Source organism: Burkholderia sp. Nafp2/4-1b (assembly GCF_003635165.1).
In the GTDB taxonomy this organism is placed as follows: Bacteria; Pseudomonadota; Gammaproteobacteria; order Burkholderiales; family Burkholderiaceae; genus Burkholderia.
In genome coordinates this window covers 45981-71465 of sequence record NZ_ML058607.1, presented here as the reverse complement: position 1 = coordinate 71465, position 25485 = coordinate 45981, and the positions used below count along the sequence as shown (strand labels likewise).

The 25485-nt window shown below is 67.8% G+C and carries 26 protein-coding genes; 17 read left to right on the top strand and 9 right to left on the bottom strand.

Annotated features, from left to right (window positions below; all coding sequences use genetic code 11):
- Window positions 1-120: 120 nt before the first annotated feature.
- The 4 genes from C7H84_RS17945 to C7H84_RS17930 all read left to right on the top strand — a co-directional run bounded on the left by C7H84_RS17945 (window position 121) and on the right by C7H84_RS17930 (window position 4938).
- Window positions 121-855 carry a cupin domain-containing protein gene (locus tag C7H84_RS17945; protein ID WP_121860043.1) on the top strand — a complete coding sequence of 245 codons (735 nt, stop codon included), beginning with the start codon at window positions 121-123 and terminating at the stop codon, window positions 853-855.
- 2 nt (window positions 856-857) lie between these two features.
- Entirely contained in the window at window positions 858-2183 is a 1326-nt protein-coding gene (locus C7H84_RS17940; protein ID WP_121860042.1) for an FAD-binding oxidoreductase, read from the top strand.
- 28 nt (window positions 2184-2211) lie between these two features.
- Window positions 2212-3669 (top strand): aldehyde dehydrogenase family protein, encoded by a 1458-nt coding sequence (locus tag C7H84_RS17935; protein ID WP_121860041.1) that lies wholly within the window; start codon window positions 2212-2214, stop codon window positions 3667-3669.
- A 69-nt stretch (window positions 3670-3738) separates the two neighbouring features.
- Window positions 3739-4938, top strand: coding sequence for a M20 aminoacylase family protein (locus C7H84_RS17930; RefSeq protein WP_121860040.1), 1200 nt, complete (start codon window positions 3739-3741; stop codon window positions 4936-4938).
- A gap of 64 nt (window positions 4939-5002) precedes the next feature.
- Here C7H84_RS17930 and C7H84_RS17925 read toward each other — a convergent pair whose 3' ends face one another.
- Window positions 5003-5296, bottom strand: a complete 294-nt coding sequence (locus C7H84_RS17925; RefSeq protein WP_121860039.1) for a DUF4148 domain-containing protein — start codon at window positions 5294-5296, stop codon at window positions 5003-5005.
- 201 nt (window positions 5297-5497) lie between these two features.
- Here C7H84_RS17925 and C7H84_RS17920 point away from each other — a divergent pair, with 201 nt between their 5' ends.
- Window positions 5498-6175, top strand: coding sequence for a heavy metal response regulator transcription factor (locus tag C7H84_RS17920; protein WP_121860038.1), 678 nt, complete (start codon window positions 5498-5500; stop codon window positions 6173-6175).
- Window positions 6172-7632, top strand: coding sequence for a heavy metal sensor histidine kinase (locus C7H84_RS17915; RefSeq protein ID WP_121860037.1), 1461 nt, complete (start codon window positions 6172-6174; stop codon window positions 7630-7632). The genes C7H84_RS17920 and C7H84_RS17915 overlap by 4 nt, the downstream gene beginning before the upstream one ends.
- Here the strand turns inward: C7H84_RS17915 and C7H84_RS17910 are convergent.
- Genes C7H84_RS17910 through C7H84_RS17900 form a run of 3 tightly spaced genes read right to left on the bottom strand, consistent with a single transcriptional unit; the run spans window position 7610 to window position 13885 of the window.
- Window positions 7610-9169, bottom strand: a complete 1560-nt coding sequence (locus C7H84_RS17910; protein WP_121860036.1) for an efflux transporter outer membrane subunit — start codon at window positions 9167-9169, stop codon at window positions 7610-7612. The two genes, C7H84_RS17915 and C7H84_RS17910, sit on opposite strands and share 23 nt — an antisense overlap.
- Window positions 9170-9200: 31 nt before the next feature.
- A complete protein-coding gene (locus tag C7H84_RS17905; RefSeq protein ID WP_240462043.1) occupies window positions 9201-10589 on the bottom strand; it encodes an efflux RND transporter periplasmic adaptor subunit in 1389 nt (462 codons plus the stop codon).
- A gap of 56 nt (window positions 10590-10645) precedes the next feature.
- Window positions 10646-13885, bottom strand: a complete 3240-nt coding sequence (locus C7H84_RS17900) for an efflux RND transporter permease subunit (RefSeq protein WP_121860035.1) — start codon at window positions 13883-13885, stop codon at window positions 10646-10648.
- Between the two features lie 322 nt (window positions 13886-14207).
- Here C7H84_RS17900 and C7H84_RS17895 point away from each other — a divergent pair, with 322 nt between their 5' ends.
- Window positions 14208-14516, top strand: coding sequence for a DUF4148 domain-containing protein (locus tag C7H84_RS17895; protein ID WP_121860092.1), 309 nt, complete (start codon window positions 14208-14210; stop codon window positions 14514-14516).
- A 71-nt stretch (window positions 14517-14587) separates the two neighbouring features.
- On the opposite strand, the gene ansP is transcribed toward C7H84_RS17895, so the two are convergent.
- A complete protein-coding gene (gene ansP / locus C7H84_RS17890) occupies window positions 14588-16078 on the bottom strand; it encodes an L-asparagine permease (RefSeq protein WP_121860034.1) in 1491 nt (496 codons plus the stop codon).
- 462 nt (window positions 16079-16540) lie between these two features.
- On the opposite strand from ansP, the gene C7H84_RS17885 reads away from it, so the two are divergent.
- From C7H84_RS17885 to C7H84_RS17860, 6 genes are all read left to right on the top strand, one after another.
- Window positions 16541-17347 (top strand): transporter substrate-binding domain-containing protein, encoded by an 807-nt coding sequence (locus C7H84_RS17885; RefSeq protein ID WP_121860033.1) that lies wholly within the window; start codon window positions 16541-16543, stop codon window positions 17345-17347.
- A gap of 89 nt (window positions 17348-17436) precedes the next feature.
- The gene (locus tag C7H84_RS17880) at window positions 17437-18123 is read left to right on the top strand and encodes an amino acid ABC transporter permease (RefSeq protein ID WP_121860032.1); all 687 of its coding nucleotides are present in this window, start codon (window positions 17437-17439) and stop codon (window positions 18121-18123) included.
- The gene (locus C7H84_RS17875; RefSeq protein WP_121860031.1) at window positions 18120-18770 is read left to right on the top strand and encodes an amino acid ABC transporter permease; all 651 of its coding nucleotides are present in this window, start codon (window positions 18120-18122) and stop codon (window positions 18768-18770) included. Before C7H84_RS17880 ends, C7H84_RS17875 begins: the two co-directional genes overlap by 4 nt.
- Window positions 18757-19506 carry an amino acid ABC transporter ATP-binding protein gene (locus C7H84_RS17870; protein ID WP_121860030.1) on the top strand — a complete coding sequence of 250 codons (750 nt, stop codon included), beginning with the start codon at window positions 18757-18759 and terminating at the stop codon, window positions 19504-19506. The genes C7H84_RS17875 and C7H84_RS17870 overlap by 14 nt, the downstream gene beginning before the upstream one ends.
- A gap of 222 nt (window positions 19507-19728) precedes the next feature.
- Entirely contained in the window at window positions 19729-20007 is a 279-nt protein-coding gene (locus tag C7H84_RS17865) for a DUF4148 domain-containing protein (RefSeq protein ID WP_121860029.1), read from the top strand.
- Window positions 20004-20273, top strand: a complete 270-nt coding sequence (locus tag C7H84_RS17860; RefSeq protein WP_121860028.1) for a hypothetical protein — start codon at window positions 20004-20006, stop codon at window positions 20271-20273. The genes C7H84_RS17865 and C7H84_RS17860 overlap by 4 nt, the downstream gene beginning before the upstream one ends.
- Here C7H84_RS17860 and C7H84_RS17855 read toward each other — a convergent pair.
- The 3 genes from C7H84_RS17855 to C7H84_RS17845 all read right to left on the bottom strand — a co-directional run bounded on the left by C7H84_RS17855 (window position 20201) and on the right by C7H84_RS17845 (window position 22366).
- The gene (locus C7H84_RS17855; RefSeq protein ID WP_121860027.1) at window positions 20201-21343 is read right to left on the bottom strand and encodes an FAD binding domain-containing protein; all 1143 of its coding nucleotides are present in this window, start codon (window positions 21341-21343) and stop codon (window positions 20201-20203) included. The genes C7H84_RS17860 and C7H84_RS17855 overlap by 73 nt on opposite strands.
- Window positions 21343-21510, bottom strand: a complete 168-nt coding sequence (locus C7H84_RS17850; RefSeq protein WP_240462042.1) for a hypothetical protein — start codon at window positions 21508-21510, stop codon at window positions 21343-21345. The genes C7H84_RS17855 and C7H84_RS17850 overlap by 1 nt, the downstream gene beginning before the upstream one ends.
- Before the next feature lie 139 nt (window positions 21511-21649).
- Entirely contained in the window at window positions 21650-22366 is a 717-nt protein-coding gene (locus C7H84_RS17845; RefSeq protein WP_121860026.1) for a TetR/AcrR family transcriptional regulator, read from the bottom strand.
- 224 nt (window positions 22367-22590) lie between these two features.
- Between C7H84_RS17845 and C7H84_RS36425 the strand changes: the two genes are divergently transcribed.
- Complete coding sequence (locus C7H84_RS36425; RefSeq protein ID WP_162999300.1) at window positions 22591-22743, top strand: hypothetical protein; 153 nt, start codon at window positions 22591-22593, stop codon at window positions 22741-22743.
- Window positions 22725-23462, top strand: a complete 738-nt coding sequence (locus C7H84_RS17840) for a YoaK family protein (protein WP_121860025.1) — start codon at window positions 22725-22727, stop codon at window positions 23460-23462. Before C7H84_RS36425 ends, C7H84_RS17840 begins: the two co-directional genes overlap by 19 nt.
- 407 nt (window positions 23463-23869) lie before the next feature.
- Here C7H84_RS17840 and C7H84_RS17835 read toward each other — a convergent pair whose 3' ends face one another.
- Window positions 23870-24148 carry a XapX domain-containing protein gene (locus tag C7H84_RS17835; protein WP_121860024.1) on the bottom strand — a complete coding sequence of 93 codons (279 nt, stop codon included), beginning with the start codon at window positions 24146-24148 and terminating at the stop codon, window positions 23870-23872.
- Between the two features lie 307 nt (window positions 24149-24455).
- Here C7H84_RS17835 and C7H84_RS17830 point away from each other — a divergent pair, with 307 nt between their 5' ends.
- Together C7H84_RS17830 and C7H84_RS17825 are read left to right on the top strand one after the other, a co-directional pair.
- Window positions 24456-25142, top strand: coding sequence for a hydrolase (locus tag C7H84_RS17830; RefSeq protein WP_006498490.1), 687 nt, complete (start codon window positions 24456-24458; stop codon window positions 25140-25142).
- 168 nt (window positions 25143-25310) lie between these two features.
- Window positions 25311-25478 carry a DUF1427 family protein gene (locus tag C7H84_RS17825; protein WP_121860023.1) on the top strand — a complete coding sequence of 56 codons (168 nt, stop codon included), beginning with the start codon at window positions 25311-25313 and terminating at the stop codon, window positions 25476-25478.
- Window positions 25479-25485: the final 7 nt, after the last annotated feature.

Here is a 25485-nt window from a genome sequence, read left to right as displayed (position 1 = left end):
GCACCCGAGGCAGGACATTTCAAGGTCCTGACGGTGTGCGACCGGTGCGGCTTCGAACAACGATTTCCGATACCGCGCGACGGGGCTGCACAACACCGTCGCGCTCATGCAGGAGCAGAAATGACCGCAGTTTTCGTATTGCATCGTGCCGACGGCGCGGACAATCCGACCGCGTTGCGCAAGCAGGCGTTCGGCGCGAACGATCCGTTCGCGCAACATCGCGAGATCGCGTGGGAAGGGCCCGACTCGATGGCCGCGGGGCGTATCGGCTTCGTCGGCGAGCTCGACGTGGCGAGTTATCCGCACATCGAGACCCTCGTCGTCGTCGCGGGCGAGCTGACGCTCGAAGCGGCCGGCGCCGCGCCGTTGGTGCTGGGGGCGGGCGAGGGCGTGACCATCGGCGGCGGCACCGCGCTTCGCGTGAGCGCGGCGTCGCCCGTGCTCGTCACGTTCTGCGCAGCCGCGTGCGCCCAACCGACGAAACGCGGCCTGTTCCGGCTGCGCGCCGACGCCGACTTCAAGCCGTCGTCGACGTTGCCTGCCGAGGTGCTGCTCGGCCCGGCGCCGCAATGCCGCAGCGACAACGTCTTCATCGACGACGGCGCCGAATACTGCGCAGGCACGTGGGATTCGACGCCCTATCACCGGATCGTTCGCCCGCACCGCGTGAACGAATTCATGTTCCTGCTGGCCGGCGGTGTGCGCTTCGCCGCACCGGACGGCAGCGTGCTGTCGCTCGGCGCCGGCGATGCGCTGTTCGTGCCGCGCGGTGTGTCGGTCGGGTGGGAAAGCAGCGAACGCGTGGCGAAGTTCTACGTCGTGCAGAACGTCCACGTATCAACCGAACGAGACTGACCATGTCCCCTCCGCTGCGCCATATCGAAACGCTGCGCACGCCGCCGGCTTCGGCCGACGTCGTCGTGATCGGCGGCGGCATCATCGGCGTGTTCACCGCCTACTACCTCGCGCGACGCGGCGTGTCGGTCGCGCTGGTCGAGAAAGGCCGCATCGGCGCCGAGCAGTCGAGCCGCAACTGGGGCTGGTGCCGGCAGCAGAATCGCGATGAGCGCGAGTTGCCGATGGCAAGCAAGAGCATCGATTTGTGGGAGCGATTCGGCGAGGAATCCGGCGAAGACACCGGCTTTCATCGCTGCGGGCTGCTGTATTTGAGCAACGACGACGAAGAACTGTCCCGCTGGGCGAGCTGGGGCGACTTCGCGAAGACGGCGGGCGTCACGACGTACATGCTCGACAGCAAGCAGGCCAGCGAGCGCGGGCGCGTGACGGGCCGGCAATGGAAGGGCGGCGTGTTCTCGCCGACCGACGGCACGGCCGACCCGGGGAAGGCCGCGCCGGCCGTGGCTGCCGCACTGATGAAGCTCGGCGGCAGCGTGCACCAGCACTGCGCGGCGCGCGGGATCGAGCTCGAGGGCGGGCGCGTCAGTGCCGTCGTGACCGAGGCGGGCGTCATCAGGACGAAGACGGTCGTGCTTGCCGGCGGCGCGTGGGCGTCGTCGTTTTGCCGCCAGCTCGGCATCCGTTTTCCGCAGGCATCGATCCGCCAGTCGATCCTCAGCGTGTCGCCCGTCGATCAGCCGCTGCCGGATGCGATGTATACGTCCGGCGTATCCGTTACGCGCCGCAGCGACGGACGCTACGCACTGGCGATCAGCGGCCGCGCGCGCGTGGACGTGACACCGCAGTTCCTGCGCTTCGCGCCGCAATTCGTGCCGATGTTCGCGAAGCGCTGGCGCAATCTGCTGCCGGGCGGCCTCGAAGGCGTGCGCGGCGGCCACGAAACGCTGAAGCGCTGGCGGCTCGATGCGCCGACGCCGATGGAAGCCGTGCGCATCCTCGATCCGCGGCCCGACATGTCGGCCGTCGCCGAGACGTATCGCCGCGCGGTCGATCTGCTGCCGGAACTGCGCGAATCGAAGATCACGCACGCGTGGGCCGGCTTCGTCGACAGCACGCCGGACGGCGTGCCGGGCATCGGCGAAGTGCCGGGTGTGCCGGGGCTGATCCTGGCCGCCGGCTTCTCGGGGCACGGCTTCGGAATCGGCCCCGGCGCCGGGCACCTGATCGCGGATCTCGCGACCGGCGCGCAGCCGCTCGTCGATCCGGTGCCGTATCAGCCGGGCCGGTTCAGCGATTCGGCATGGGGCAAGGTCGCGGATTTCTAGGCTTGCGCCGACTCAAGGACACCCTGCAATGAATTCACCCGTTGTTCACCTCAAGCACGCCGGCAGGCTGGATCGCTTCTTCATCGACGGCGACTGGGTGCTGCCCGAAGGCAGCGACCGGTTCGCGGTCGTCTGCCCGTCCACCGAGGACACGCTGTGCGAGATTCCGCTCGGCAGCGCACGCGACGCCGACCGCGCCGTGAGCGCCGCGCGCCGCGCGTTCGAATCGTGGTCAGCAACGTCGCCGCACGCGCGCGCCGCGCTGCTCGACCGTATCCATGCGTTGATCCTCGAACGTGCGGAGCTGTTCGCCGCGGCGCTCGCGCTGGAAATGGGCGCGCCAATTAGTTATGCCCGGAGCGCCCATGTGCCTCTCGCGGCAGAACATATCCGCGTCGCGCGCGACAACCTGGCGAACTACCCGTTCGTCGAGCGGCGCGGGACGACCGCGGTCGTGCGCGAGCCGATCGGCGTGTGCGTGCTGATCACGCCGTGGAACTGGCCGATCTACCAGATCACCGCGAAGGTCGGGCCGGCGCTCGCGGCAGGCTGTACGGTGGTGCTGAAGCCGAGCGAGCTGTCGCCGCTCAGCGCGCTGCTGTTCGCGGAAGTGGTCGCCGATGCGGGCGTGCCTGCCGGCGTATTCAATCTCGTGAGCGGCAGCGGCGAAACGGTGGGCGCCGCGCTTTCGTCGCACCCGGAGGTCGACATGGTGTCGATCACCGGCTCGACGCGGGCCGGCGTGCTGGTGGCGCAGGCCGCCGCACCGACCGTCAAGCGCGTCGCGCAGGAGCTCGGCGGCAAATCGCCGAACCTCGTGTTGCCCGACGCCGACCTGCAGCGCGCGATCGCGCCGGGCGTGGCCGCCGCGTTCCGGAACATGGGCCAGTCGTGCAGCGCGCCGACCCGCATGATCGTGCCGCGCGACGCGCTCGGCACGGTCGAGGAACTGGCCGTCGCGGCGGCGCGGCAGTTGATCGTCGGCGATCCGTTCGACGACGCGACGACGCACGGGCCGCTTGCCAATCGCGCGCAGTTCGGCCGCGTCGCGCAGATGGTCGACGTGGGCATCGATGAACGCGCGAAGCTGATCGCCGGCGGCCCCGGCCGGCCCGCGGGTTTCGACAAGGGCTTCTATGCGCGGCCGACGATTTTCTCCGACGTGCGTACCGACATGGCGATCGCGCAGCAGGAGATCTTCGGTCCGGTGCTCGCGATCCTGCCTTACGACACCGTCGACGAAGCGGTCGCCATCGCGAACGACACGGTCTACGGGCTCGGCGCGCACGTGCAGGGCACCGACATGGAACGCGTGCGCGCGGTCGCTGCACGCATCCGCTCGGGGCAAGTGCACCTGAACTATCCGGCCTGGGACCCGCAGGCGCCGTTCGGCGGCTACAAGCAGTCGGGCAACGGCCGCGAATACGGGATCGAAGGGATGGAGGAGTACATGGAGGTCAAGTCGATCCTCGGGTTTTATGATTGATGCGGCTGCCGCGCGCGATTCGCGCCGGCAGTGCAGCTATAAGCCCTCTACATTCCGAAGGTGCCGAAATTGGACAACCCCGTGATCCCCGACCTGACGCTGCATGCGCATCACGCGCACTGGGCGCAGCTGCGCCGCGACCTGCATGCGCATCCCGAATTGCGGTTCGAGGAACACCGAACGGCCGACATCGTCGCCCGCGAACTTGAGGCGCTCGGCTACGCGGTGTCGCGCGGGCTTGGCGGCACCGGCGTCGTCGCGAGCCTGCCCGGCGCGGATCCGCACCGCGGCATCGTGCTGCGCGCCGACCTGGATGCACTGCCGATCCACGAAGCGAACGAATTCGCGCATGCGTCGTGCACGCACGGGATCATGCACGCGTGCGGGCACGACGGTCATACCGTGATGCTGCTCGGCGCCGCCCGCGTGCTGAAGGAACTGCCGCAGCTGCCGGGTTCGGTTCATTTCGTGTTTCAGCCGGGCGAAGAGGGCGGCGCGGGCGCGCGCAAGATGATCGACGACGGGTTGTTCGAGCAGTTTCCAACCGAAGCCGTGTTCGGGATGCACAACTGGCCCGGCTTGCCGGCCGGGCATTTCGGGTTGCGCACCGGCCCGATCATGGCCGCGGGCTCGCGGTTCAGGATCACGGTCACCGGCAAGGGCGCGCATGCGGCGCAGCCGCATCTGGGCATCGATCCCGTGCCGCTCGCGTGTTCGATGGTGCTGCAGTGCCAGACGATCGCCGCGCGGCACAAGGATCCCGTCGACCCGGCGGTCATTTCCGTCTGCATGTTCCAGGCGGGCACGACGGACAACGTGATTCCCGATACCGCCGAACTGCGCGGCACCATTCGCACGCTGTCGTCCGCGTTGCAGCAGCAGTTGCAGCGCGACGTGCGGCTGATGTGCGAAGGGCTGGCCGCGGCTTACGGCGCGCAGGTCGACGTGGAATTTTTTCAGTACTACCCGGCGACGGTCAACACGCCGGCCGAGACTGCCCTGTGCGAAATGGTGATTCGCGACACGTTCGGCGACGCACGACTGGCTCGCGACGTGCCGCCGAACATGACGTCCGAAGATTTCGGCTTCATGCTGGAAGAGCGGCCGGGTGCGTACGTGCTGATCGGCAATGCGCAGGACGGCGCGGCCGCGCCGGCGCTGCATCACCCGAAATACGACTTCAACGACGACATCATTCCGGCTGGTGTCCGGTATTGGGTTGCGTTGGCACAGCGGTATTTCGGCGCAGCACCGGAAACCCGCACTTGATGCCGGTCAAGTGGCACTCAAGCGGCAGCGACCGGTCGTGCGCGGGGTTTCGGCTGCGCGCACGTCACTGCGCCTGCGCGGTCTGCTCGGTCCACGCGCCGGCCGATGCGGTCGCACCCGGCGCTGCGTCGTGATGCTCGAGCGCGTACACCTGCCGGTTGTGCGCGATCTGCGCTGCGGACGGGGGATAGTCGTTCCGGTTCGACGGCAGCAAGCCGTCGGCTTGCGCTTCGACCAGTTGCTGGCGCACCTCGGCGCGCGTGAGCGGCGCGGGGGCGGGCTGGACTGATTGCGCGAACGCCGATGCACCGAACGGCAGGCTCAGCGAGGCGAGAACGAAGGCGGCGACGAGTTTCATGGCGGCTCCTGGATAAACAAGCGAACGGGAGAGTGGGGGAAAACGGCCCACATCAGCATTCTGGTTTCGCCGCCGCTCGCCACGCTGACCGGCGGATTACCATTTTGTAATCAACGGCATCCACGCCTGCACGGAGCGGTTCCTCATTTCCGTTTCCCGGTAACATCGCCGCATGTTTCCACGAAGGCGACGGAGCCGGCCATGCGCATCCTGATAGTCGAAGACGAACCCAAGACGGGCGCGTACCTGAAGAAGGGGCTCGAGGAATCGGGCTTCAGCGTCGATCTAGCGAAGGACGGCGCCGAAGGGCTGATGCTCGCGCAGGAGGAGCGCTACGACGTGATCGTGCTCGACGTGATGCTGCCCGTGCTCGACGGCTGGGGCGTGCTCAAGCGGCTGCGTGAAACGCACACGACGCCCGTGCTGTTCCTGACCGCGCGCGACGACGTGCAGGACCGCGTGCACGGCCTCGAACTCGGCGCCGACGATTACCTCGTGAAGCCGTTCGCGTTCGTCGAACTGCTGGCCCGCATCCGCACGCTCGCGCGTCGCGGGCCGCCGCGCGAAACGGATCACCTGGTGGTCGGCGATCTGGAAATCGACGTGGTGCGCCGCCGCGTGAAGCGCGGCACCACGCGGATCGACCTGACGCCGCGCGAATTCTCGCTGCTGCAGCTGCTTGCGCGCCGGCAGGGCGAAGTGCTGAGCCGCACGCAGATCGCGTCGTACGTGTGGGACATGAATTTCGACAGCGACACCAACGTCGTCGAAGTCGCGATCCGGCGCCTGCGCGCGAAGATCGACGACGCGTTTCCGGTCAAGCTGATCCATACGGTGCGCGGCGTCGGCTACGTGCTCGAACCGAAGGACGACGCATGACGCGGCCGCGCTCGCTCGCCGCGACCCTCGCGCTCGCGTTCGCCGCGACCACGCTCGCCGCGTTCGCGCTCGTCGGCGCATACGTGTATGCGGGCCTCGAACGGCAGGTGAACACGCAGGACGATCTCGACATCGTGCTCGCCGCGCGCCACACGCGCCGGCTCGCGGGCGAGCTGGAATCGCTCGATGCGGCCCGCGCGCATGCGGAGCGGTTGACGAGCCAGGTGCTCGGCAACGAGGCGCTGTCGATGGCCGCCGTCGACGCGCGCGGCGACGTGCTCGCGCGCCACAACGTGCGGCTCGCCGCGCTCGACGATGCGCCGGCGGCCGCATCGGTGCCACTGGCCGACGCGCAGCTGTTTGCGCCGCATGCGGTGGCGGTTCCCGCGAACGAACGGATCACGGCCGACCGGCTCGCGGCGTGGAAGGCCGACGACGGCACGCCGATGCGCGGCGTCGTGATCGAGGCCGCGCTCGGCGACCACACGCCGATCCGCATTGCGATCGCGCGCAACATGCACGACCGCGCCGCCTTGCTCGACGGCTACCGCGACCGGCTCGAGATCGCCGGCGGCCTCGGCGCGCTGTTCGCGCTGCTGCTCGGCTACTGGCTGATTCGCACCGCGCTCGCGCCGCTGCGCGAGATCGTCGACAACACCGGCCGGATCACCGTCGACAAGCTGGACACGCGGCTCGACGCGTCGCACGCGCCGCCCGAGTTGCGCGCGCTGGTCGATGCGCAGAACGCGATGCTCGGTCGCCTTCAGCAGGCGTTCGCGCATCTGTCGCAATTCAGCGCCGATCTCGCGCACGACCTGCGCACGCCGCTGAACAACATGCGCGGCGCCACGGAAGTCGCGCTCGCGCGGCCGCGTTCGGCGGACGAGTACCAGGCGCTGCTCGAATCGAATCTCGAGGAATACGATCGTCTCGCGCGGATGATCGACAACGTGCTGTTTCTCGCGCGCGCCGAGCATCCGAGCTTCGTCACGCGGCAGCGCGCATTCGACGTGCGCGACGAACTCGAGCGCATCGCCGGATATTTCGAGGGGCTCGCCGACGAAGCGGGCTCGACGCTGCGCGTCGACGGACACGGGCAACTGACCGCCGACGTCGAGCTGTTTCGTCGCGCCGTCGGCAACCTGCTCGCGAACGCGCTGCGTTACACGCCCGCCGGCGGCGTGATCACGCTCAGCGTCGATGAAACGCCCGATGCGGTGCGGGTCGTCGTCGCGAATCCGGGCGAGCCGATCGATCCCGCGCTGCTGCCGCGGATCTTCGACCGGTTCGTGCGCGGCGACCCGGCACGCAGCGGCGGTGCGCCGGGCGGCACGGCCGGGCTCGGCCTCGCGATCGTGCGCTCGGTGATGGAGCTGCACGGCGGCACCGCGCAGGTCGAAAGCGACGCGCGCGGCACGCGTTTCGTGCTCACGTTCAACCGGGAGCCGGCCGCGTGACGGCGGCAGCGGGCAATACGCCGCTCGCATTCGTCCCGCTTGATCTCGACCCCGCCAGCGCTTGCGTGTTCGCGTCGTCCGCGTTGGCCGCGGCGCCGCCCTGCCAGCCGCCGCCGAGTGCCTTCAGTAGCGCGACTTCGGCTTCCATCCGACGCGCGTCGATCTGATCGGCCGTGCGCCGGTTCGTCAACGCGATCGTCTGCGCGGTCACCACGTCCAGATAGCTGACGGCACCCGCGTTGAAACGATTCGTGGTCAGCCGCAGCGACAGGTCGGCCGCATCGGTCGCGCGTTGCTGGCTGCCGGCTTCGGACGCGAGCACATCGATCGCGGACAACTGATCCTCGACCTGCTGGAACGCGACCAGTACGGTCTGCCGATAATCGGCAACCGCGCCGTCGTATTGCGCATGCGCGCCTCGCAGCGACGCGCTGCGGCGGCCGCCGTCGAACAGCGTGCCGGCGAGTTGCGGGCCGAGCGACCAGAACAGGCTCGGCGCGGCGAGCCACGGCGCGAAGAACGAACTTTCGAGCCCCGCGCTCGCCGACAGCACGAGATCAGGGAAGAACGCGGCGCGCGCCTCGCCGATCTGCGCGTTCGCGGCCGCGACGCGCCGCTCGGCCGCCGCGATGTCGGGCCGCCGTTCGAGCAGTTGCGACGGCACGCCGGGCGGGATCGCGGGCACGTCGAACGTCTGCACACGCGGCGGCAGTGTGAACGTCGACGCGCTTTCACCTACGAGCGTCGCGAGCGCGTGCTGGAGCTGTGCGCGCGATGCGTCGATGTCGGTGTCCTGCGTTTGCGTTGATTCGAGCTGCGTCTCGGCCTGCGCGACAGCCGACGCATCGATCGCGCCGGCCGCGAGCTGCTGTTTAAGCAGCTTCAATGCATCCGCATACGCGTGCGCCGTGTCGTCGAGCAATTGCTTCTGCGTATCGAGCGAGCGCAGCGCGAAATAGTCGGTCGCGAGCTCGGCGGTGACCGACAGCTTCACGGCCTGCAGGTCGGCCGCGCTCGCGGCCGCGTTCGCCTGTGCACCCGTCACCGCATCGCGCACGCGGCCGAACACGTCGGGTTCCCAGCTCGCGGCCACGCCTGCCTGATAGTCGGGCGTCGTCTTGCCGGCGAGCGACGAGCCGAGCCGGTTCTGCGACACGCGCGCGCGGCTCTGCGCGGCGCCCGCCGTGATCGTCGGCAGGAACCCCGCATGCTGATAGTCGACCATCGCGCGTGCCTGCTGCAGATCAGCGAGCGCTTTCTTCACAGTCTGGTTCGACACGTCGACGCGCGCTTCGAGCGCGTTCAGGTCGGCGTCGCCGAACACGGTCCACCATGCACCGCGTGCGGTGGCGTCGGCCGGCATCGCGACGCGCCAGCCGGCCTGCGCGGCCGGTGCGCCCGCGTAGTGCGCGGGCACCGTGACGGCGGGGGGAGAATAGGGCGGCAGCGTCGAGCAGGCGGTCAACCCAGTCAATAATGCGGCGGCGCCCAGCGCGACGGCGCGGCGGGCGAACGGGAGCGAATGAGGAAAGCGCATGGCGGGTCTCTCGTGAGTCGTCGTCGATGGGTCAGCCGCGGGCGGGTGCGGTCGACACGATCTTCACGGCTTCCCCAGCCGTAATCGCATCGCCCGGGTTATCGATCACGCGATCGGTGCCCGCGAGCCCTGTGACGATCTCCACACGTGTGCCGAAGTCTCGCCCGATCTGTACGGTCTTCAGCACGGTTCGGCCGTTCGTGCCGACGGTGGCGACCGTCACGCCGTTCGGGCGGAACAGCAGCGCGCTGACCGGCAGCTCCAGCGCCGGCGCCGCACTCGGCACGACGAGATGCGCCTGCGCATACGCACCGGGCATCAACGCGTCGTCGCGATTGTCGACGTCGATTTCGACCCGCAGCGTACGCGTGACGGGGTCTATCGCGCCGGCACTGCGCGCGACACGCGCGGCAAAGCGCCGGCCCGGATACTGCGGCGTCGTCAGGTAGACGGACGTGCCGGTCGGCACGCCGGCCGCGCTGTCCTGCGGCACGTCGACGAACACGCGCAGCGTGTCCGTCTGTTCGAGATGGAACAGTTCGCCGGACAGGCCCGGGCTGCCGGGCGTGCCGCCCGCCGTGACCAGCGTGCCGACGTCGACGTTGCGTGCGGTGATCACGCCGTCGAACGGCGCGGTGACCGATTCGTACGACACGAGTTCGGCGAGATGCGCGACGTTCGCCTGCGCGGACGCGAGCATCGCGCGCTTCGCGTTCATGTCCGCGACCTTCGTGTCGGTGTCCTGCTGCGATACCGATTGCGACTTCAGCATGTCCTGCCAGCGCTGAGCGGTCGATTTCGCGTAGTCGTAGTTCGCCTGCGCGCTCGCTTCGTCGGCGCGCGCCTGGCGCAACTGCGCGTCGAGATCGGGCGCCGAGATCTGCGCGAGCGTCTGGCCGGCCTTCACGTGCGTGCCGAGATCGACGCTCCAGTGCGCGATGTAGCCGCTCGTTCGCGCATAGATCGACGCGTCCGCATACGGCGCCACCGAGCCGGGCAGCGTCAGCGTCTGGTCGGCCGGCGCCGCGCCGGGCGCGATGACCGACACCGGCAGCGCCTGCTGCGCGGCCACCTGCACACGCTGCGCTGCGCGTGCTTCGATACGCGGCACGATGCCGAGCGCGAGCAGCGCGGCAGCGAGCGTGACAGCCGCGAGCGGCACGGCGAGCTTGCGGGCGCGGGGGCTGGGCAGCACGTCGCGTGTCGCGTCACGGGTTGCGTCGTGCGCCGCGGGCGGAGCGGCCACAGCGGCGATCGGGGCGATCGGGGCGGCCGGAGTAGCCGAAGTAGCCGAAGTAGCCGAAGTAGCCGAAGTAGCCGGAGCGGCCGGCGTGGCCGGCGCGGCCGGCGCGGCCGGCGCGGCGGAAGTGTCCGCTTCGGCGGCGGGCGACGGGGCGACGGGTTCGATCGAGTCGTTCATGATGGGTCCGGGGGGGGCAGGCGAATCGAAGGATGAAAAGGGGCGTCTGTCCGCGCTCAACGCAGCACCGGCGTATCGGGCGCGTGCTCCGCGCGCCGCGCGGCTGCGGCGTCGCGGCGCCGGTCGAGCCATGCATGGACGAAGCCGAACACGACCGGCACGAACAGCAGCGTCGACACCGTGCCGAACGCGAGCCCGCCGATCACCGCGCGGCCGAGCGGCGCGTTCTGCTCGCCGCCGTCGCCGAGCCCGAGCGCCATCGGCAACATGCCGATCAGCATCGCCAGCGCGGTCATCACGACGGGCCGGAAGCGGCTGAAGCCTGCATCGAGCGCGGCCTGCCACGGCACCGCGCCGCCGGCGAGCAGCTCGCGCGCCGCGTTCACGACGAGAATGCTGTTCGCGGTCGCGATGCCGATGCACAGGATCGTGCCGGTCAGCGCGGGCACCGACAGCGTGGTGCGCGTGACGAACAGCATCCATGCGATGCCGGCGAGCGACGCGGGCAGGCCGCCGACGATCACGAGCGGGTCGAGCCACGACTGGAAATTGACGACCATCAGCAGGTAGACGAGCGCGATCGCGAGCACGAGGCCGCCCAGCAGCCCGGCGAACGACTCGTGCATCGCCTGCACCTGGCCGCGCAGCACGATCGATGAACCAGGCGGCAGTTGCGCACGCGCGGCGTCGACGAGCTTCGCCACGTCGGCCGTGACGCCGCCGAGGTCGCGCCCCTGTACCGACGCGAAGATGTCGAGCACCGGCTGCACGTTGTAGTGCGACACCACGGCCTGCTGCGTCGAGCGCGAGAACGTGCCGAGCGAGCCGAGCAGGTTCTGCGCGGGCGCGCCCGCGGCCGGGCCGCCGGCCGGCGTCTGCGGCGTGCGCGCGGTGCCGTCGGGCAGCGGCACGTTCGCGAGCGCCTGTAGCGAATTCACCGTGTATTGCGGCGTCTGCACCAGCACCGGGTAGCTGACGCCGTTGCGCGGATCGAGCCAGAAGTTCGGCGTCGTCTGCGAACTGCCGGACAGCGCGATCAGCAGGTTCTGCGCGACGTCGCGCTGCTCGAGGCCGGCCTGGATCGCCTTCGTGCGGTCCACGTTCACGTTGATCGCCGGTTCGTCGCCGGGCTGCTGGATGCGTGCGTCGACGAGCCCGCGCACGCCGCGCAGTTTCGCGAGCAGCGTATTCGCGACCGCACGGTTCTGGTCGAGCTTGTTGCCGACGATCTGGATGTCGACCGGCGCGGGCAGCCCGAAGTTGAGAATCTGGCTGACGATGTCGGCCGGCAGGAACGCGAACGTCACGCCGGGGAACGACTGCGCGAGCACGTTGCGCAGCTTCGCCACGTATGCGGCCGTCGACGCATGATTCGGCTTCAGCGTGACGAGCACATCGGCGTCCTCGGTGCCGATCGGATCCGACGAGTCGTACGTGAGGTTGATCCCGCTCACCGGCACGCCGATGTTGTCGAGCACGCCGGCGAGTTCGCTGGCCGGAATCACGCTGCGGATCTTCGCTTCGACTTCGTCGGTCAGCCGCGCGGTTTCCTCGATCCGCGTGCCGGTCGGCGCGCGCAGATGCAGGCGGATCTCGCCGGTGTCGACCGACGGAAAGAAGTCCTGTCCGGCGAATGCGTAGAGGCCCGTCGATGCAACGCACGCCAGCAGGAACGCGGCCGCGAAGCGACGGCGCCGCGCGATCGCCGCCGACAGCAGCGCGCGATAGCGCAGCCGCACGGCCTCGAAGCGATGCTCGAACGCGGCCTGGAAGCGCGCGATGCGCGCGAATGCGCCGCGCGGCGGTTGGCCGCTCCCTTTTGCACGCATCAGTGCCATCGCGAGCGTCGGCACCAGCGTGCGCGAGAAGAAGTACGACGCGATCATCGCGAAGATCACCGCCTCGGCGAGCGGCACGAACAGATAGCGCGCGACGCCCGTCAGCAGGAACATCGGCACGAACACGATGCAGATCGACAGCGTCGACACGAAGGTCGGCACCGCGATTTCGCCGGAGCCGGTCAGGATCGCGTCCTCGAGCGGCGCGCCCAGCTCGAGATGATGCGTGATGTTCTCGATCGCGACGGTCGCGTCGTCGACCAGGATTCCGACCGCGAGCGCGAGCCCGCCGAGCGTCATGATGTTGATGGTCTGGCCGAGCGCGGACAGCGCGAGCAGCGACGTGAGCACCGCGAGCGGAATCGTGATCGCGATGATCAGCGTCGCGCGCCAGCTGCCGAGGAACAGCAGGATCATCAGCGCGGTCAGGCACGCGGCGATCAGCGCTTCGCGCACGACGCCCTGGACCGCCGCCTTCACGAACACCGACTGATCGTCGAGCGGCGCAATGTGCAGCGCCTTCGGCAGCCCGGCCGCGATCTTCGGCAGCATCGCCTTCACCTGATCAATGATCGTCAGCGTCGATGTGCTGCCGGTTTTCTCGACCGTCAGCAGCGCCGCGCGCTTGCCGTCCGCACGCACGATGTTGGTCTGCGGCGCGTAGCCGTCGCGAACATGCGCGACGTCGCGCACGTACACGACGTTGCCGCCGATCGTCTTCACCGGCAGGTCGTTCAGCGCGGCGACCGTCTGCGTACTGCCGTTCATCTGCACGTTGTATTCGTGCGTGCCGATCTTCGCGGTGCCGCCAGGCAGGATCAGGTTCTGCGCGTTGATCGCGTTCACGACGTCGATCGGCGCGAGCCCCTTCGCCTGCAGCGCGCGCGTATCGAGGTCGACGACGATCTGGCGGATCTTGCCGCCGAACGGCAGCGGTACCGCCGCGCCCTGGACGGTCGCGAGCTGCGTGCGGATGAAGCTGTTGCCGAGGTCGTACAGCTGCTGCTCGGCGAGCGTGTCGCTCGACAGCCCGAGCTGCAGGATCGGCACCGTCGACGCGTTGTACGTGATGATGTTCGGCGGCAGCGTGCCGGGCGGCAGGATGCGCAGGATCGACGCGGCGTTGCTCGCGGCTTCCGCGATCGCGCGATTGATGTCGGCGCCCGGATGGAAAAAGATCTTCACGACCGACACGCCGTTCAGGGACTGCGACTCGATGTGCTCGATGTCGTCGACGTCCGACGTGAGCGCACGTTCGTAGTTCGACGTGATCCGCTTGGCCATGTCCTCCGCGGAAAAGCCGTTGTACGACCAGACGATGCTGACGACCGGAATGTCGATGTTCGGGAAGATGTCGGTCGGCGTGCGCAGCAGCGCGAGCGGCCCCGCGATGAAGATCAGCAGTGCGAGTACGACGAACGTGTAGGGCCTGCGTAACGCCAGCCGGACGATCCACATGATGGTGCTCCTCGAAGCAGGGCTCGGATGCGCATTCGATGCGACGAGCGTGCAGTCTGCCGGCGGGGCGTTGACCTGACCCTGACTCGAGGATTACGAAACCGTTATCTGGGCTGGCGCGCAGGTGCGCGGCGTTCGACTGAACAGGTCGGCGTGCGCGCGACATGCGCCGGCGACCAGATGACAAGACCGTAATCGAACCCTCACCTTCCGGACAGCGCGCGAATCGCAGAATGGCCACAACTCTTCATCGAACCGATGCGGAGCGGATGTCCGGCCTGATCTGCGGACGCGAACACGCCATCTTTGAGAGGTGAACATCATGAACAACCTGATTCGTGCAGTCCTGCTGTCCTGTGCGCTGAGCGCACCGATCGTCGCATTTGCGCAAACCACCGACCACACGGTCACGCGCGCCGACGTGCGCGCCGATCTCGTCCGGGTCGAAAAGGCCGGTTATCGGCCCGTCGGCTCCGATCCGTACTATCCCGACGACATCCAGGCCGCGGAAGCGAAGGTCGCCGCGCAGCAATCGCAATCGGTCGCTGCACGGCCGAACGTCACCTCAAAGAGCACTGATGCGCAATCGCTCGCGTCGCTCGACACGGAGCAGTTGTACGAGCATCACTGAACGCGGTGGTCGACCGCCGTCCGCGGCCCGACGGCGGTTCCCTCAACGGACGGCACGCATGCCGCCGCGAGTCAGTTCTCGCCCTTCTCGAGCACGTTCCGCGTGAGCGTGATCGACGGAATCGTCGGCTTGAGCGACGCGCGGCGCGCGCGACGGCTCAGCCACTTCCAGCCGGCCACGAGCAGCAGCGCGACCAGCGGGATCGATGCAATCGTCCACGTCCCGTTCGGGTAGTCGAATGCCATCAACACCAGCACGCCGAGCAGGAACAGCAGCGTGAGCCACGACGTCACGGGCGCGCCCGGCATCCTGAACGACACGTCGTCGACCTCGCCGCGCGTGACCGCGGCGCGGAACTTCATCTGGCACACGACGATGAAGCCCCAGGTGCTGATGATGCCGAGCGACGCGATGTTCAGCACGATCTCGAACACGCTCGACGGCACGAGATAGTTGAGCAGTACGCCGACCACATAGATCGCGACCGTCACCAGAATGCCGGCGTACGGCACGGATTGCCCGCTCATCCGCGCGAGGAACGCAGGGGCCGAGCCGCCCATCGACAGCGAACGCAACACGCGCCCCGTCGAATACAGGCCGGAGTTGAGGCTCGACAGCGCGGCCGTCAGCACCACCAGGTTCATCACCGAGCCGATGCCCGGCACGCCGAGCGCGCCGAAGAACGTGACGAACGGGCTCTGGCCCGCCTTGTACGCGCTCCACGGCAGCAGGCACACCAGCAGAACGACCGATGCGACGTAGAAAATCGCGATGCGCCAGATCACGTTGTTGATCGCGCGCGGCAGCACCTTGCGCGCATCCTTGCACTCGCCGGCGGCCGTGCCCACCAGTTCGACGCCCGCGAACGCGAACACCACGCCCTGCACCAGCACCAGCGCGGGCATCAGTCCGTGCGGAAAGAACCCGCCGTTGTCGATGATCAGATGCATGCCGGTGCCATGGCCGGCGACGGGCACACCCGTGCCGAGGATCGCCGCACCGATCACGAGAAACAGCACGATCGCGGCGACCTTGATCAGCGCGAACCAGAACTCCATCTCGGCGAACCACTTCACGCCAATCAGGTTCATCGTCGCGACGATGCACAGCGCGACGAGCGCGAAGATCCACTGCGGCACGGCCGCGAACGGCGCCCAGTAATGCATGTAGAGCGCGACGGCGGTGATGTCGACGATGCCGGTCATCGCCCAGTTCAGGAAGTACATCCAGCCCGCGACGAACGACGCCTTCTCGCCGAGGAATTCGCGTGCGTACGACACGAAGCTGCCGCTGCTGGGGCGATGCATCACGAGCTCGCCGAGCGCTCGCAGGATCAGGAACGAAAACGCGCCGCACACCAGATAGACGATCGCGAGCGCCGGGCCGGCGGCCTGCAGCCGTGCGCCGGCGCCGAGAAACAGCCCGGTGCCGATGGCGCCGCCGATCGCGATCATCTGCACCTGTCGATTGCCGAGAGTCTTGTGATAGCCGGCCTCGTGAGATTCGAGCCAGCTGCGTTTGTCGGTTTCGCCGGTTGTCGACGGTTCGGGAATCGATGCCATGACGGTATCCTCGCGCACGGATGGGGATTGGATTCATCCCGATCGCGGGACGATCGGGACCACCGGTACCGGCGGACGACGGCGCGGAATCGAGCGCGCGCGTCCTGATCGCGATTCGCCGAGTGTGGCGAAAGGCATGGTACGTCGCGAACGTATTCAGCCGTAATTCGCGTCACAAACGGAATGCAAATTTGGACTGCGCCCGTGCGAATCCTTGCATGGGACCTCGGCGACGGTGAACCGGCCAGTTAATTTGGTGCGCCGGCGCGCGCTGCGAGGGCAATCGCTGCCGCCGGTGCAGGCGCATGCACCGAAATGAGGAATGCGGTTCCCCGGAATTTCCGTCTCGTGCCCGTACGGCAAGCGTTTCACGGCAATGGCCCGGTTTTTGCTGGAGTTGTGTCGGCTGCGCAATAGTTGCGCGCTGCCCGACGACGACATACCAGACAAGGAAGATTCACCGTGAGCCCGACGACCCGACCGTTCCCCCGACGCACCTGGCTGGCTGCGATGCTCGCCGCACCCGTGATCGCGCTGTTCGCCGCCGCGCCGGCCCATGCCGATGCGCTCGACACCATCGCGAAAAACGGCACGCTGCGCGTCGCGGTGCCCGAGGACTATCCGCCTTTCGGCTCGGTCGGCACGGACATGCAGCCGCAGGGTTACGACATCGACATGGCAGGACTCCTTGCCAAGGCGCTCGGCGTCAAGCTGAAGCTGGTGCCCGTGAACAGTGCGAACCGGATTCCGTACCTGACGACCAACAAGGTCGACATGGTGATCTCGTCGCTCGGCAAGACCCCGGAGCGCGAGAAGGTCATCGATTTCTCGAGCGCGTACGCACCGTATTTCCAGGGCGTGTTCGGGCCGTCCGACGTGAAGGTGAGCGCGCCCGCCGACCTGAACGGCAAGACGGTCGGCGCGACGCGCGGCGCGCTCGAGGAAATCGCACTGTCGCAGCTCGCGCCGAACGCGACGATCAAGCGCTTCGAGGACAACAACGCGACGATCCAGGCGTTCCTGTCGGGGCAAGTACAACTGATCGCGGCCGGCAACATCGTTGCGGCGGCGATTCTCGCGAAGAATCCGCCGCGCCGCCCCGAGGTCAAGTTCGTGATCAAGAATTCGCCGTGCTTCGTCGGCGTCAACAAGAACGAACCGCGCCTGCTCGCGAAGATCGACGATGCGATCGCGCATGCGAAGCAGGACGGCTCGCTCGGCGAGATGTCGCGCAAGTGGCTCGGCCAGCCGTTGCCGGCCGGCCTGTGACGCATCGCAGTGTCGCGTGACGCGTGGCCGCAGCCGGCATGCCCGGCGCGGCGCGTGTCGTTGTCCGAACCCGAATTTATCCGCTTCCCATGAGCTACCAGCTTCAATTCGGCGAGCTCGCCGATTACGCCGGCGTGTTCGCGAGCGGCGCGGCGATCACGCTCGCGCTCACCGCGGTCGCGACCGTGCTCGGCGTGGCGCTCGGCGTGCTCGGCGCGGCCGCGTACAGCGCCGATGCGCGCGCGGCCGTGCGATTGCGTCCGCTGATCGGCGGGTACGTCGAGGCGATTCGCAACACGCCGTTCGTCGTCCAGCTGTTCTTCATCTTCTTCGGCTTGCCGGCGCTCGGCGTGCACATCGACGAATACACGGCCGCGATCCTCGCGGTGACGCTCAATCTCGGCGCGTACTCGGTCGAGATCGTGCGCGCGGGCATTGCCGCCGTGCCGAAGGGTCACCTGGAGGCGGCATCCGCGCTGGCGATGTCGCGCGCGCAGATGCTGCGCCACGTCGTGCTGCCGCAGGCGCTTGCCAAGGTGTTTCCCGCGCTGTCGAGCCAGATCGTGATCACGATGCTCGGTTCGGCGGTCGTGTCGCAGATCTCGGTGGCCGACCTGACCTATGCGGCCGGCTACATCCAGTCGCGCAACTTCCGCGCATTCGAGACGTACTTCGTGATCACGCTCTCGTATCTGGCGATGGCGCTGCTGCTGCGCGCCACGCTCGGCGCGATGGGCCGCCGCCTGTTCTCCCGTCGCTTGCGAGGTGCACGATGATCGATTTCTCGTTCGGGCAGATTCTCGCGAACCTGCTGCTGGCCGCGCGCTGGACGATCGTGCTGTCGCTCGTGTCGTTCGTGTCCGGCGGCCTCGTCGGCCTCGGGCTGCTCGTGATGCGCGTGTCGGGCTCGACGGTGCTGCGCGGCGCCGCGAAGCTCTATATCGAAGTGTTCCAGGGCACCCCGTTGCTGATGCAGCTGTTCATCGTGTTCTTCGGCTTGCCGCTCGCCGGGCTCGACGTTGCGCCGTGGGTCGCGGCCACGATCGGGCTCACGTTCTTCACCAGCGCGTACCTCGCGGAGATCTGGCGCGGCTGTGTCGAGGCGGTGCCCAAAGGGCAATGGGAGGCATCGTCGAGCCTGGCGATGAGTTATGTCGAGCAGTTGCGTCACGTGATCCTGCCGCAGGCCGCGCGCATCGCGATCGCACCGACGGTCGGCTTCGGCGTGCAGGCCGTGAAGGATACGGCGCTGGTGTCGATCATCGGCTTCACCGAGCTGACGAAGGTCGGCATCGCGATCTCGAACGCGACGTTCCGGCCGTTCGTCGTGTATGGCCTCGTCGCGCTGATCTATTTCGCGCTCTGTTATCCGCTTACCCGTTATGCGCGCACGTTGCAAAGGAGATGGCATGCCGCTCGTTGAAACCCGTGGTCTAGAAAAGAACTTCGGCACCCATCATGTGCTCAAGGGCATCGATTTCTCCGTCGAGCGCGGGCAGGTCGTCTCGATCATCGGCCGCAGCGGCTCGGGCAAGAGCACGCTGCTGCGCACGCTCAACGGGCTCGAGAGCATCGACGCGGGCACGATCTCGATCGACGACGAACGCGTCGATGCGCGGCACGCGGACCTGCGTGCGCTGCGGCTGAAGGTCGGCATGGTGTTCCAGCAATACAACCTGTTTCCGCATCTGAGCGCCGGACAGAACGTGATGCTCGCGCAGTCGGTGGTGAAGAAGACACACCGCCACCAGGCGCGCGCGATCGCGGAACTGATGCTCGAGCGCGTCGGCCTCGGCGACAAGTTCGACGCGTTGCCGGAACACCTGTCGGGCGGCCAGCAGCAGCGCGTGGCGATCGCGCGTGCGCTCGCGATGAAGCCGAGCGTGCTGCTGTGCGACGAGATCACGTCCGCGCTCGATCCCGAGCTCGTCGGCGAGGTGCTGGGTGTCATCGAGCAACTCGCGCGCGAGGACATGACGCTGATCATGGTCACCCACGAGATGAGCTTCGCGCGTGCGGTGAGCGACAGGATCGTGTTCATGCACCAGGGACGCGTGTGGGAGAGCGGGACGGCCGACGAGATCTTCGAGCGGCCGCAGACCGTGGAGTTGACGCGGTTTCTGGGCAGCGTCCGGAACACGGAAGCCATTGCGCGTTAAGCGATCCTGCCGTCGGGCCTGCGCGTTGCGCAGCGTTCGACGAAACGGGACGCCATGCGCCCGGCATGCACCGGCGTTCAGATGACAAGACCGTAATCGAAGCCTCACCTTCAGGAAAGCGCGCGAATCGCAGAATGGACATCACTCTTCATCGCATCGATGCGGAGCGGATGTCCGGCCTGATCTGCGGACGCGAACACGCCATCTTGAGAGGTGAACGTCATGAACAACCTGATTCGTGCAGCATTGCTGTCCTGTGCGCTGAGCGCACCGATCGTCGCATTCGCGCAAACGACCGACCATGAGCTCACGCGCGCCGACGTGGTCGCCCAGCTGGTTCAGGCACAGCGCGACGGCACGCTGCCGACGTCGAAATGGGACTATCCGCCGAGCGCGCAGACGATCGCACGCAATCGCGAGCTGTATGCGATCGCAAATGGTGACCGGCACGCGGCAATGGCAGCGACGTCGGCTGCCGTGTCGACTGCGAGCGCGCAATGAAGGCGGCCGGCGTATCGACACGCGTCGCGCGGCTGGCGATCGTCGCGTGGCTGGCGGCGGCCGCGGCCCCGGTTTTCGCGCGCGGGCAGCCGCAACTGCCCGCTGACGACGGCGGGCGCGCCAGCGTGCTGCGCGCGCTGAATCCCGGATTCGAGCCGGAGCGCTCCGCAGTCGACACCCGGCCGACGCGCGCTCACGCCGCGCCCATCAGCCGTGCGCCGAGCGCGATCCCGCGCGCGGACAACAACGCGCTCGCCGCCCGCTGACGGGCATCCCAGCCCGCCAGCGCCGCGTCGAACGCAGTGCCGTGTGCGACGTCGCGCAATGCTTCGGCGAGGCCGACCGCGTTGTCGGCCGCCTTCGCGACGCCCGCTGCCGTGTGCGGGCGCACGATGCAGGCGGCGTCGCCGAGCAGGACGGCGCGTCCGAACGCCATGCGGGCGGCCGCCAGATCGAGGATCGCCTGCGCGAACGGTGCCGGTGTCGCGTCGACGAGCGCGGCGAGCGTCGGCGCGAGCATCCGGTCGCCGGCATCCACGAGTTCCGCGCGGTTGTCGTCGCGCATCGCGCCGGGTGGCAGCGATCCGTCGCGCTGCGTGCCGTCGCGCGCGAGGAACAGCGACGGCAGCCGGTCGGCCGCGAGGCGCCGGTACCACACCCAGTTCACGCGCCGCTTGCCCGGTTCGACCGTACCATCCGCGCCAGGTACCAGATAGGTCAGGAACAGATGCCGGTCACCCTGCTGGAACGTGAACCGGTCGCGCAGCAGATACTGCACCTGTTCGGGCAGCGCCTGTTCGTCGACGAGCCCGCGCCATGCGACATAGCCCGCGTACGTTGGCCGCACGTCCGGCAGCAACTGCGCGCGCACGGTCGAGCGGCCGCCGTCCGCGCCGATCAGCAGGTCGGCCGTCTCGGCGCGGCCGCTCGCGAAGTGCGCGACGACGTGCTCGCGATTCTGTTCGAGCCGCTCGAATGCGTCGCCCGCGTGGACAATCCCGGCAGGGACCGCGCGCTTGAGCGCGGTGTAGATCACGTTCCATCCCGTCTGCGTTTGCGGCATCGCGATGCGCTGCACGATCCGGTCCTGCGTATCGACGTAGATGCGGTCGACCGAATCCACGCCGCCCTCGCGCGGCAGCGGTATGCCGCCGAACGCGAACGCGCGCTCGATCGGTGGTTGCAGCACGATGCCCCCGCCGCGGCTGTCGAGCGCATGCGGCGATTGCTCGAATACGCTCACGCGCCAGCCGGCCGCGCGTAGCGCGGTCGCCGCGAACAGCCCGCCGACGGAGCCGCCGACGATGATGGCCTTGCGGCCCGATTCTTGTTCCATCAGACGTTCCCCCGACGATGCCGAATCGGATGGCGCCACGCGAAACGCGGTTCGCGAAAGCCGTGCAGCAGCACGACGACGGCGCGTTCGCCGGCATCGGCGATGTACTGGCGGATGCCGTTCGCCGTGATGGTGTGAGGGGTGAGGGCGCGCGTGTCGGTCGTCATGAGCGAATCCCGGTTCGAGGCGGACGGTGCGCGGCGCGGCAACCGTCCGATGATGTGCCGAGCATAGGGCAAGCGACGCGCGCGGCGGTTGAATCGTTCTGAAGCGGCATGAGCGCACGTGCGCTGCACGCGCCGCGGCTCACCCGCGGCGGCGTTTTGCCGATGCGCCGGCCGCGACGCGCTGCAGCGCCGCCGGCGTGCCGTTCAGGAACGCGTCGATCTGCCGTTCGATTTCGGCATCGAGATCGTCGGGCACCGGCAGACCGTATACCCACTTGCGCACGCCGAGATAGAAGATGCTCGCGTGCAGGCTCCACACCAGTTCGATTTCCGCGTTGCGCTGCGCTTCCGACGCCGGCGTCGCGATGTCGTACTCGTGCCGGAGTTCACGCAGCACCGGCAGGAACACGCGTTCGCGCAGCCGCGACAGGTAGCGCGTGTTGAAGCCTTCGCGGCTGAGGCCCGCGAAGATGAACGTGCGGATCCATTCGCGCCGCAGGATCGTCTGCGCATACGACCGGTAGAACGCGACGAGTCGTTGCTGCAGCGGCACCGAGCGGTCGGCGATCAGTTTTTCCCAGTCGGGATTCCACGTGTAGACCTCGTCGTACACGCGGTCGATCAGCGCCTCCTTGCTCGGGAAATACCGGTAGAGCAGGGGTTGCGTGACGCCGATCTGCCGCGCCAGTTCGCGCGTGCTGCCGGAAAACCCGTGGGTCGCGAAGTGCTCGACCGCCTTTTCGACGATCTGGCGCTCGCGCGCTTCCGGTGTGAGGCGGCGACCCGGCGTGGCGGCCGGCTCGTCGGCGGGCGTCGCGCGCGTGCGGGACGCTGCGTTGCGCTTGGTTTCGGTCATGCATTGGCTCCTGAATGCCGCCCATTCTGCACTTATCGATCGAAAAATAGCAAGGCGCGCCACCGTGAGCCGGGCGGCGCGCGCGTCGCCGATCCCGCACAGTTCAGAACAATTCAGGTTGCCGCCGTGACTTTCAGGCGGGCATTCCCTAGTCTTGCTCCGAACCGCTGCACGAGGCCGAAGCCCTTCGGCCGGCCCGGCCCGCGGCGCAACCGGAACGCACCATGCCTTATCTGATCTCGTCGGGAGCCGGCATCGCAGTCGGCCCCCTGCACCACGTCGTGCGCGTGCAATCGCCCGCGCTCGCCGCCCAGGTCCGCGATGCGGACACCGTCGACAAAACCGCGGAAGCCACGACATGCAGCCCGCGCAAGTAACGGCAGCGGGCACGGCGGCCCCCGATCACCTGCGCGGAGAGGATGTGTTCCTCGCATCGATCGCAGGCTACGTCGACACGCTCGGCTTCGTCGCGCTGTTCGGGCTCTTTACCGCGCACGTCACCGGCAACTTCATCCTGATCGGCTCGGGCCTCGCCGGTGTCGGCCAGGGCCTCATGATCAAGTGGCTCGCATTTCCGGCATTCATCGCGGGAATCGTGGCCGCCCGCACGCTCGATCACAGGATGCGCGTGCGCGGGCATGGTGCGAGGGCGCGATCGCTGTACGCGCTGCAGACGATCCTGCTGGCCGGATTCATGCTCGCGGGCGTCGCGGCGTCGCCGATCGGCAGCGCCGATGCGCCCGCGACGATCGTCTGCGGGCTGCTGGGTGCGGCGGCAATGGGCGTGCAGAACGCGCACGGCCGGCTGACCGCGCGCACCGTCGTCGCGAACACCGTGATGACCGGCAACGTCACGCAGGCGGTCATCGATGCATTCGACTGGCTCGTGCCGATCGCCGCGCCGGCCGAGCGGGAAGCCGCACGCGCGCGGCTGCGACGCACGCTGCCGCCGGTCGCCGGTTTCGCGCTCGGCGCGGGCGCCGGGGCGAGTGCCTACCTGTATGGCGCGTTCTGGGCACTGGCGCTACCGCTCGCGCTGCTCGGTTTCCTCACCTGGCGCTCCGGCCGGACCGGCGAGCCGTCCGCGTCGCGCTGAACGCCGAGTTCGCACGCGGCGTCGGCTGCGGGCGCGACCGGGGGTGCGGCGAAGCCGCCCCCCGTTTTTTTCGTTCCTTCAACGCTGAGTTCAGGAATGGCTCGATTCAGGCCGGCAAGCGCGAGACAGCTCGACCTGGAAACCGGAACTCGGGGTGGCGGATGCGCAAATCACGCAGCAGGCACATCGCGACCGAGGGAAGAATTCGATACTGGGCCCCCAAACCCGCACGCATCGTTCAACGTGATCGAGCAGCCCGGGAAGGCGTTGGAACATCTCTGCGTTCGGTGTCGGACCGTCGAGCGACGTTGAATCAATACCGTTCACAACGGTTCATCGTCCGACGTGCCGAGACACGCACGCATGCGCGCCGACGGCCGCCGCCGCATGCGCTCGACGTCAGCCTGTCACGTCGGTGTCGATTCGCGGCGCTTCACGGAAGCGTCGGCGTGTGCGCCGGGCAGCGCGCCGAACATGTGCTGGCTGCACTTCGCGTCGCGCCATGCGCTTCCCAGTCGGATGCCGTCGAACATCCGTCGCGCCAAGGGAAGAATCTGTTCGCCGGCCAGAATGCCAAGCAGGCCCACCAGGGCGACGGCGGGCGGCGCCGGCGATTGCACGCCGATCAGCGCGTAAACGACGCCGGCGAGGATGCCGGCGAAAAGCGAAGCAGTGTACGGTTTCATAGGTCTGGAATGGAATGACGGCCGTTGAAAATATGGATGAATACCGGTCTGGCGTCGATCCGAAAGTCTTGGATCAGCCTATCAGGTCTGCGCGTTGATCGTTAGCCGATTCAATGAAATTCAGATCTTTTCAGCTTTGAATTTCGAGGGTGATGAGACTCAGAACAATTAACTGGTGCGGTCGCACATTCGCGTATTGAATGATGCACGCCGGCTGCCGACGCTTCCGCCACAGCGCATTGGACGCCTCACGGATTTGTCGGCCAGACGAGCCTCATTTTTCTCCGCGTCAAAGGACATCACCACCATGAGCAATCCGAAGCTTGAAGTACTGACTCCGCACAACAGCCAGCTGATCTTCATCGACCAGCAGCCGCAGATGGCGTTCGGCGTGCAATCGATCGATCGCCAGACGCTGAAGAACAACGTCGTCGGGCTCGCGAAGGCCGCGAAGGTCTTCAACATCCCGACCACGATCACGACGGTCGAAAGCGAGAGCTTCTCGGGCCACACGTATCCGGAGCTGCTCGACGTGTTCCCGAACCAGAAGACGCTCGAACGCACGTCGATGAACTCGTGGGACGACCAGAAGGTGCGCGACGCGCTGGCCGCGAACGGCCGCAAGAAGGTGGTCGTGTCGGGCCTGTGGACCGAAGTCTGCAATACGACGTTCGCGCTGTGCGCGATGCTCGAAGGCGACTACGAGATCTACATGGTCGCCGATGCATCGGGCGGCACGACGCAGGCGGCGCACGACTTCGCGATGCAGCGCATGGTGCAGGCCGGCGTGGTGCCGGTCACGTGGCAGCAGGTCCTGCTCGAATGGCAGCGCGACTGGGCGCACCGCGAGACGTACGACGCGGTGATGGCGATCGCGAAGGAGCATTCGGGCGCATACGGGATGGGCGTGGACTACGCGTACACGATGCTCCACAAGGCACCGCAGCGCACCGCGACGCCGCACGAGTCGATCCCGGCCGTTCCGGCGAAGTAAGCGCAGGCGACCTGCAACGGCTGATGCCGGTGCGGCGGGTTCGATGCGAACGCGCCGCATTGGCTCCATGGCCGCGGGCGGCGGACGTGACCGAAACACGAATGCCGCCCGCGGCATGCTGGTCGGAACACTGCGCCTGCATTTGAAATTGTCCGGGAGATTTATTACATGGAACCTTATCTGGTTTCCCTTGGTGCGGGCGTGCTGATCGGTGTGATTTACAGCGCCATCAAGGTTCGCTCTCCCGCACCGCCGTTGATTGCACTGGTCGGGTTGCTCGGCATGCTGATCGGCGTGCAGGCGTTACCCACCGTCAAACAACTCCTTGGCTTCTGATCAACAA

What these genes read in the sequence shown, in the direction of transcription:
- C7H84_RS17835 (WP_121860024.1), bottom strand. Translation starts at nt 24,148, where the DNA reads ATGAAACCGTACACTGCTTCGCTTTTCGCCGGCATCCTCGCCGGCGTC.
- C7H84_RS17845 (WP_121860026.1), bottom strand. Translation starts at nt 22,366, where the DNA reads ATGACCGAAACCAAGCGCAACGCAGCGTCCCGCACGCGCGCGACGCCC.
- C7H84_RS36425 (WP_162999300.1), top strand. Translation starts at nt 22,591, where the DNA reads ATGCCTTATCTGATCTCGTCGGGAGCCGGCATCGCAGTCGGCCCCCTG.
- C7H84_RS17915 (WP_121860037.1), top strand. Translation starts at nt 6,172, where the DNA reads ATGACGCGGCCGCGCTCGCTCGCCGCGACCCTCGCGCTCGCGTTCGCC.
- C7H84_RS17910 (WP_121860036.1), bottom strand. Translation starts at nt 9,169, where the DNA reads ATGCGCTTTCCTCATTCGCTCCCGTTCGCCCGCCGCGCCGTCGCGCTG.
- C7H84_RS17920 (WP_121860038.1), top strand. Translation starts at nt 5,498, where the DNA reads ATGCGCATCCTGATAGTCGAAGACGAACCCAAGACGGGCGCGTACCTG.
- C7H84_RS17895 (WP_121860092.1), top strand. Translation starts at nt 14,208, where the DNA reads ATGAACAACCTGATTCGTGCAGTCCTGCTGTCCTGTGCGCTGAGCGCA.
- C7H84_RS17900 (WP_121860035.1), bottom strand. Translation starts at nt 13,885, where the DNA reads ATGTGGATCGTCCGGCTGGCGTTACGCAGGCCCTACACGTTCGTCGTA.
- C7H84_RS17945 (WP_121860043.1), top strand. Translation starts at nt 121, where the DNA reads ATGACCGCAGTTTTCGTATTGCATCGTGCCGACGGCGCGGACAATCCG.
- C7H84_RS17905 (WP_240462043.1), bottom strand. Translation starts at nt 10,589, where the DNA reads ATGAACGACTCGATCGAACCCGTCGCCCCGTCGCCCGCCGCCGAAGCG.
- C7H84_RS17880 (WP_121860032.1), top strand. Translation starts at nt 17,437, where the DNA reads ATGAGCTACCAGCTTCAATTCGGCGAGCTCGCCGATTACGCCGGCGTG.
- C7H84_RS17860 (WP_121860028.1), top strand. Translation starts at nt 20,004, where the DNA reads ATGAAGGCGGCCGGCGTATCGACACGCGTCGCGCGGCTGGCGATCGTC.
- C7H84_RS17935 (WP_121860041.1), top strand. Translation starts at nt 2,212, where the DNA reads ATGAATTCACCCGTTGTTCACCTCAAGCACGCCGGCAGGCTGGATCGC.
- C7H84_RS17865 (WP_121860029.1), top strand. Translation starts at nt 19,729, where the DNA reads ATGAACAACCTGATTCGTGCAGCATTGCTGTCCTGTGCGCTGAGCGCA.
- C7H84_RS17875 (WP_121860031.1), top strand. Translation starts at nt 18,120, where the DNA reads ATGATCGATTTCTCGTTCGGGCAGATTCTCGCGAACCTGCTGCTGGCC.
- C7H84_RS17870 (WP_121860030.1), top strand. Translation starts at nt 18,757, where the DNA reads ATGCCGCTCGTTGAAACCCGTGGTCTAGAAAAGAACTTCGGCACCCAT.
- C7H84_RS17825 (WP_121860023.1), top strand. Translation starts at nt 25,311, where the DNA reads ATGGAACCTTATCTGGTTTCCCTTGGTGCGGGCGTGCTGATCGGTGTG.
- C7H84_RS17830 (WP_006498490.1), top strand. Translation starts at nt 24,456, where the DNA reads ATGAGCAATCCGAAGCTTGAAGTACTGACTCCGCACAACAGCCAGCTG.
- C7H84_RS17855 (WP_121860027.1), bottom strand. Translation starts at nt 21,343, where the DNA reads ATGGAACAAGAATCGGGCCGCAAGGCCATCATCGTCGGCGGCTCCGTC.
- C7H84_RS17840 (WP_121860025.1), top strand. Translation starts at nt 22,725, where the DNA reads ATGCAGCCCGCGCAAGTAACGGCAGCGGGCACGGCGGCCCCCGATCAC.
- C7H84_RS17925 (WP_121860039.1), bottom strand. Translation starts at nt 5,296, where the DNA reads ATGAAACTCGTCGCCGCCTTCGTTCTCGCCTCGCTGAGCCTGCCGTTC.
- C7H84_RS17850 (WP_240462042.1), bottom strand. Translation starts at nt 21,510, where the DNA reads ATGACGACCGACACGCGCGCCCTCACCCCTCACACCATCACGGCGAAC.
- ansP (WP_121860034.1), bottom strand. Translation starts at nt 16,078, where the DNA reads ATGGCATCGATTCCCGAACCGTCGACAACCGGCGAAACCGACAAACGC.
- C7H84_RS17940 (WP_121860042.1), top strand. Translation starts at nt 858, where the DNA reads ATGTCCCCTCCGCTGCGCCATATCGAAACGCTGCGCACGCCGCCGGCT.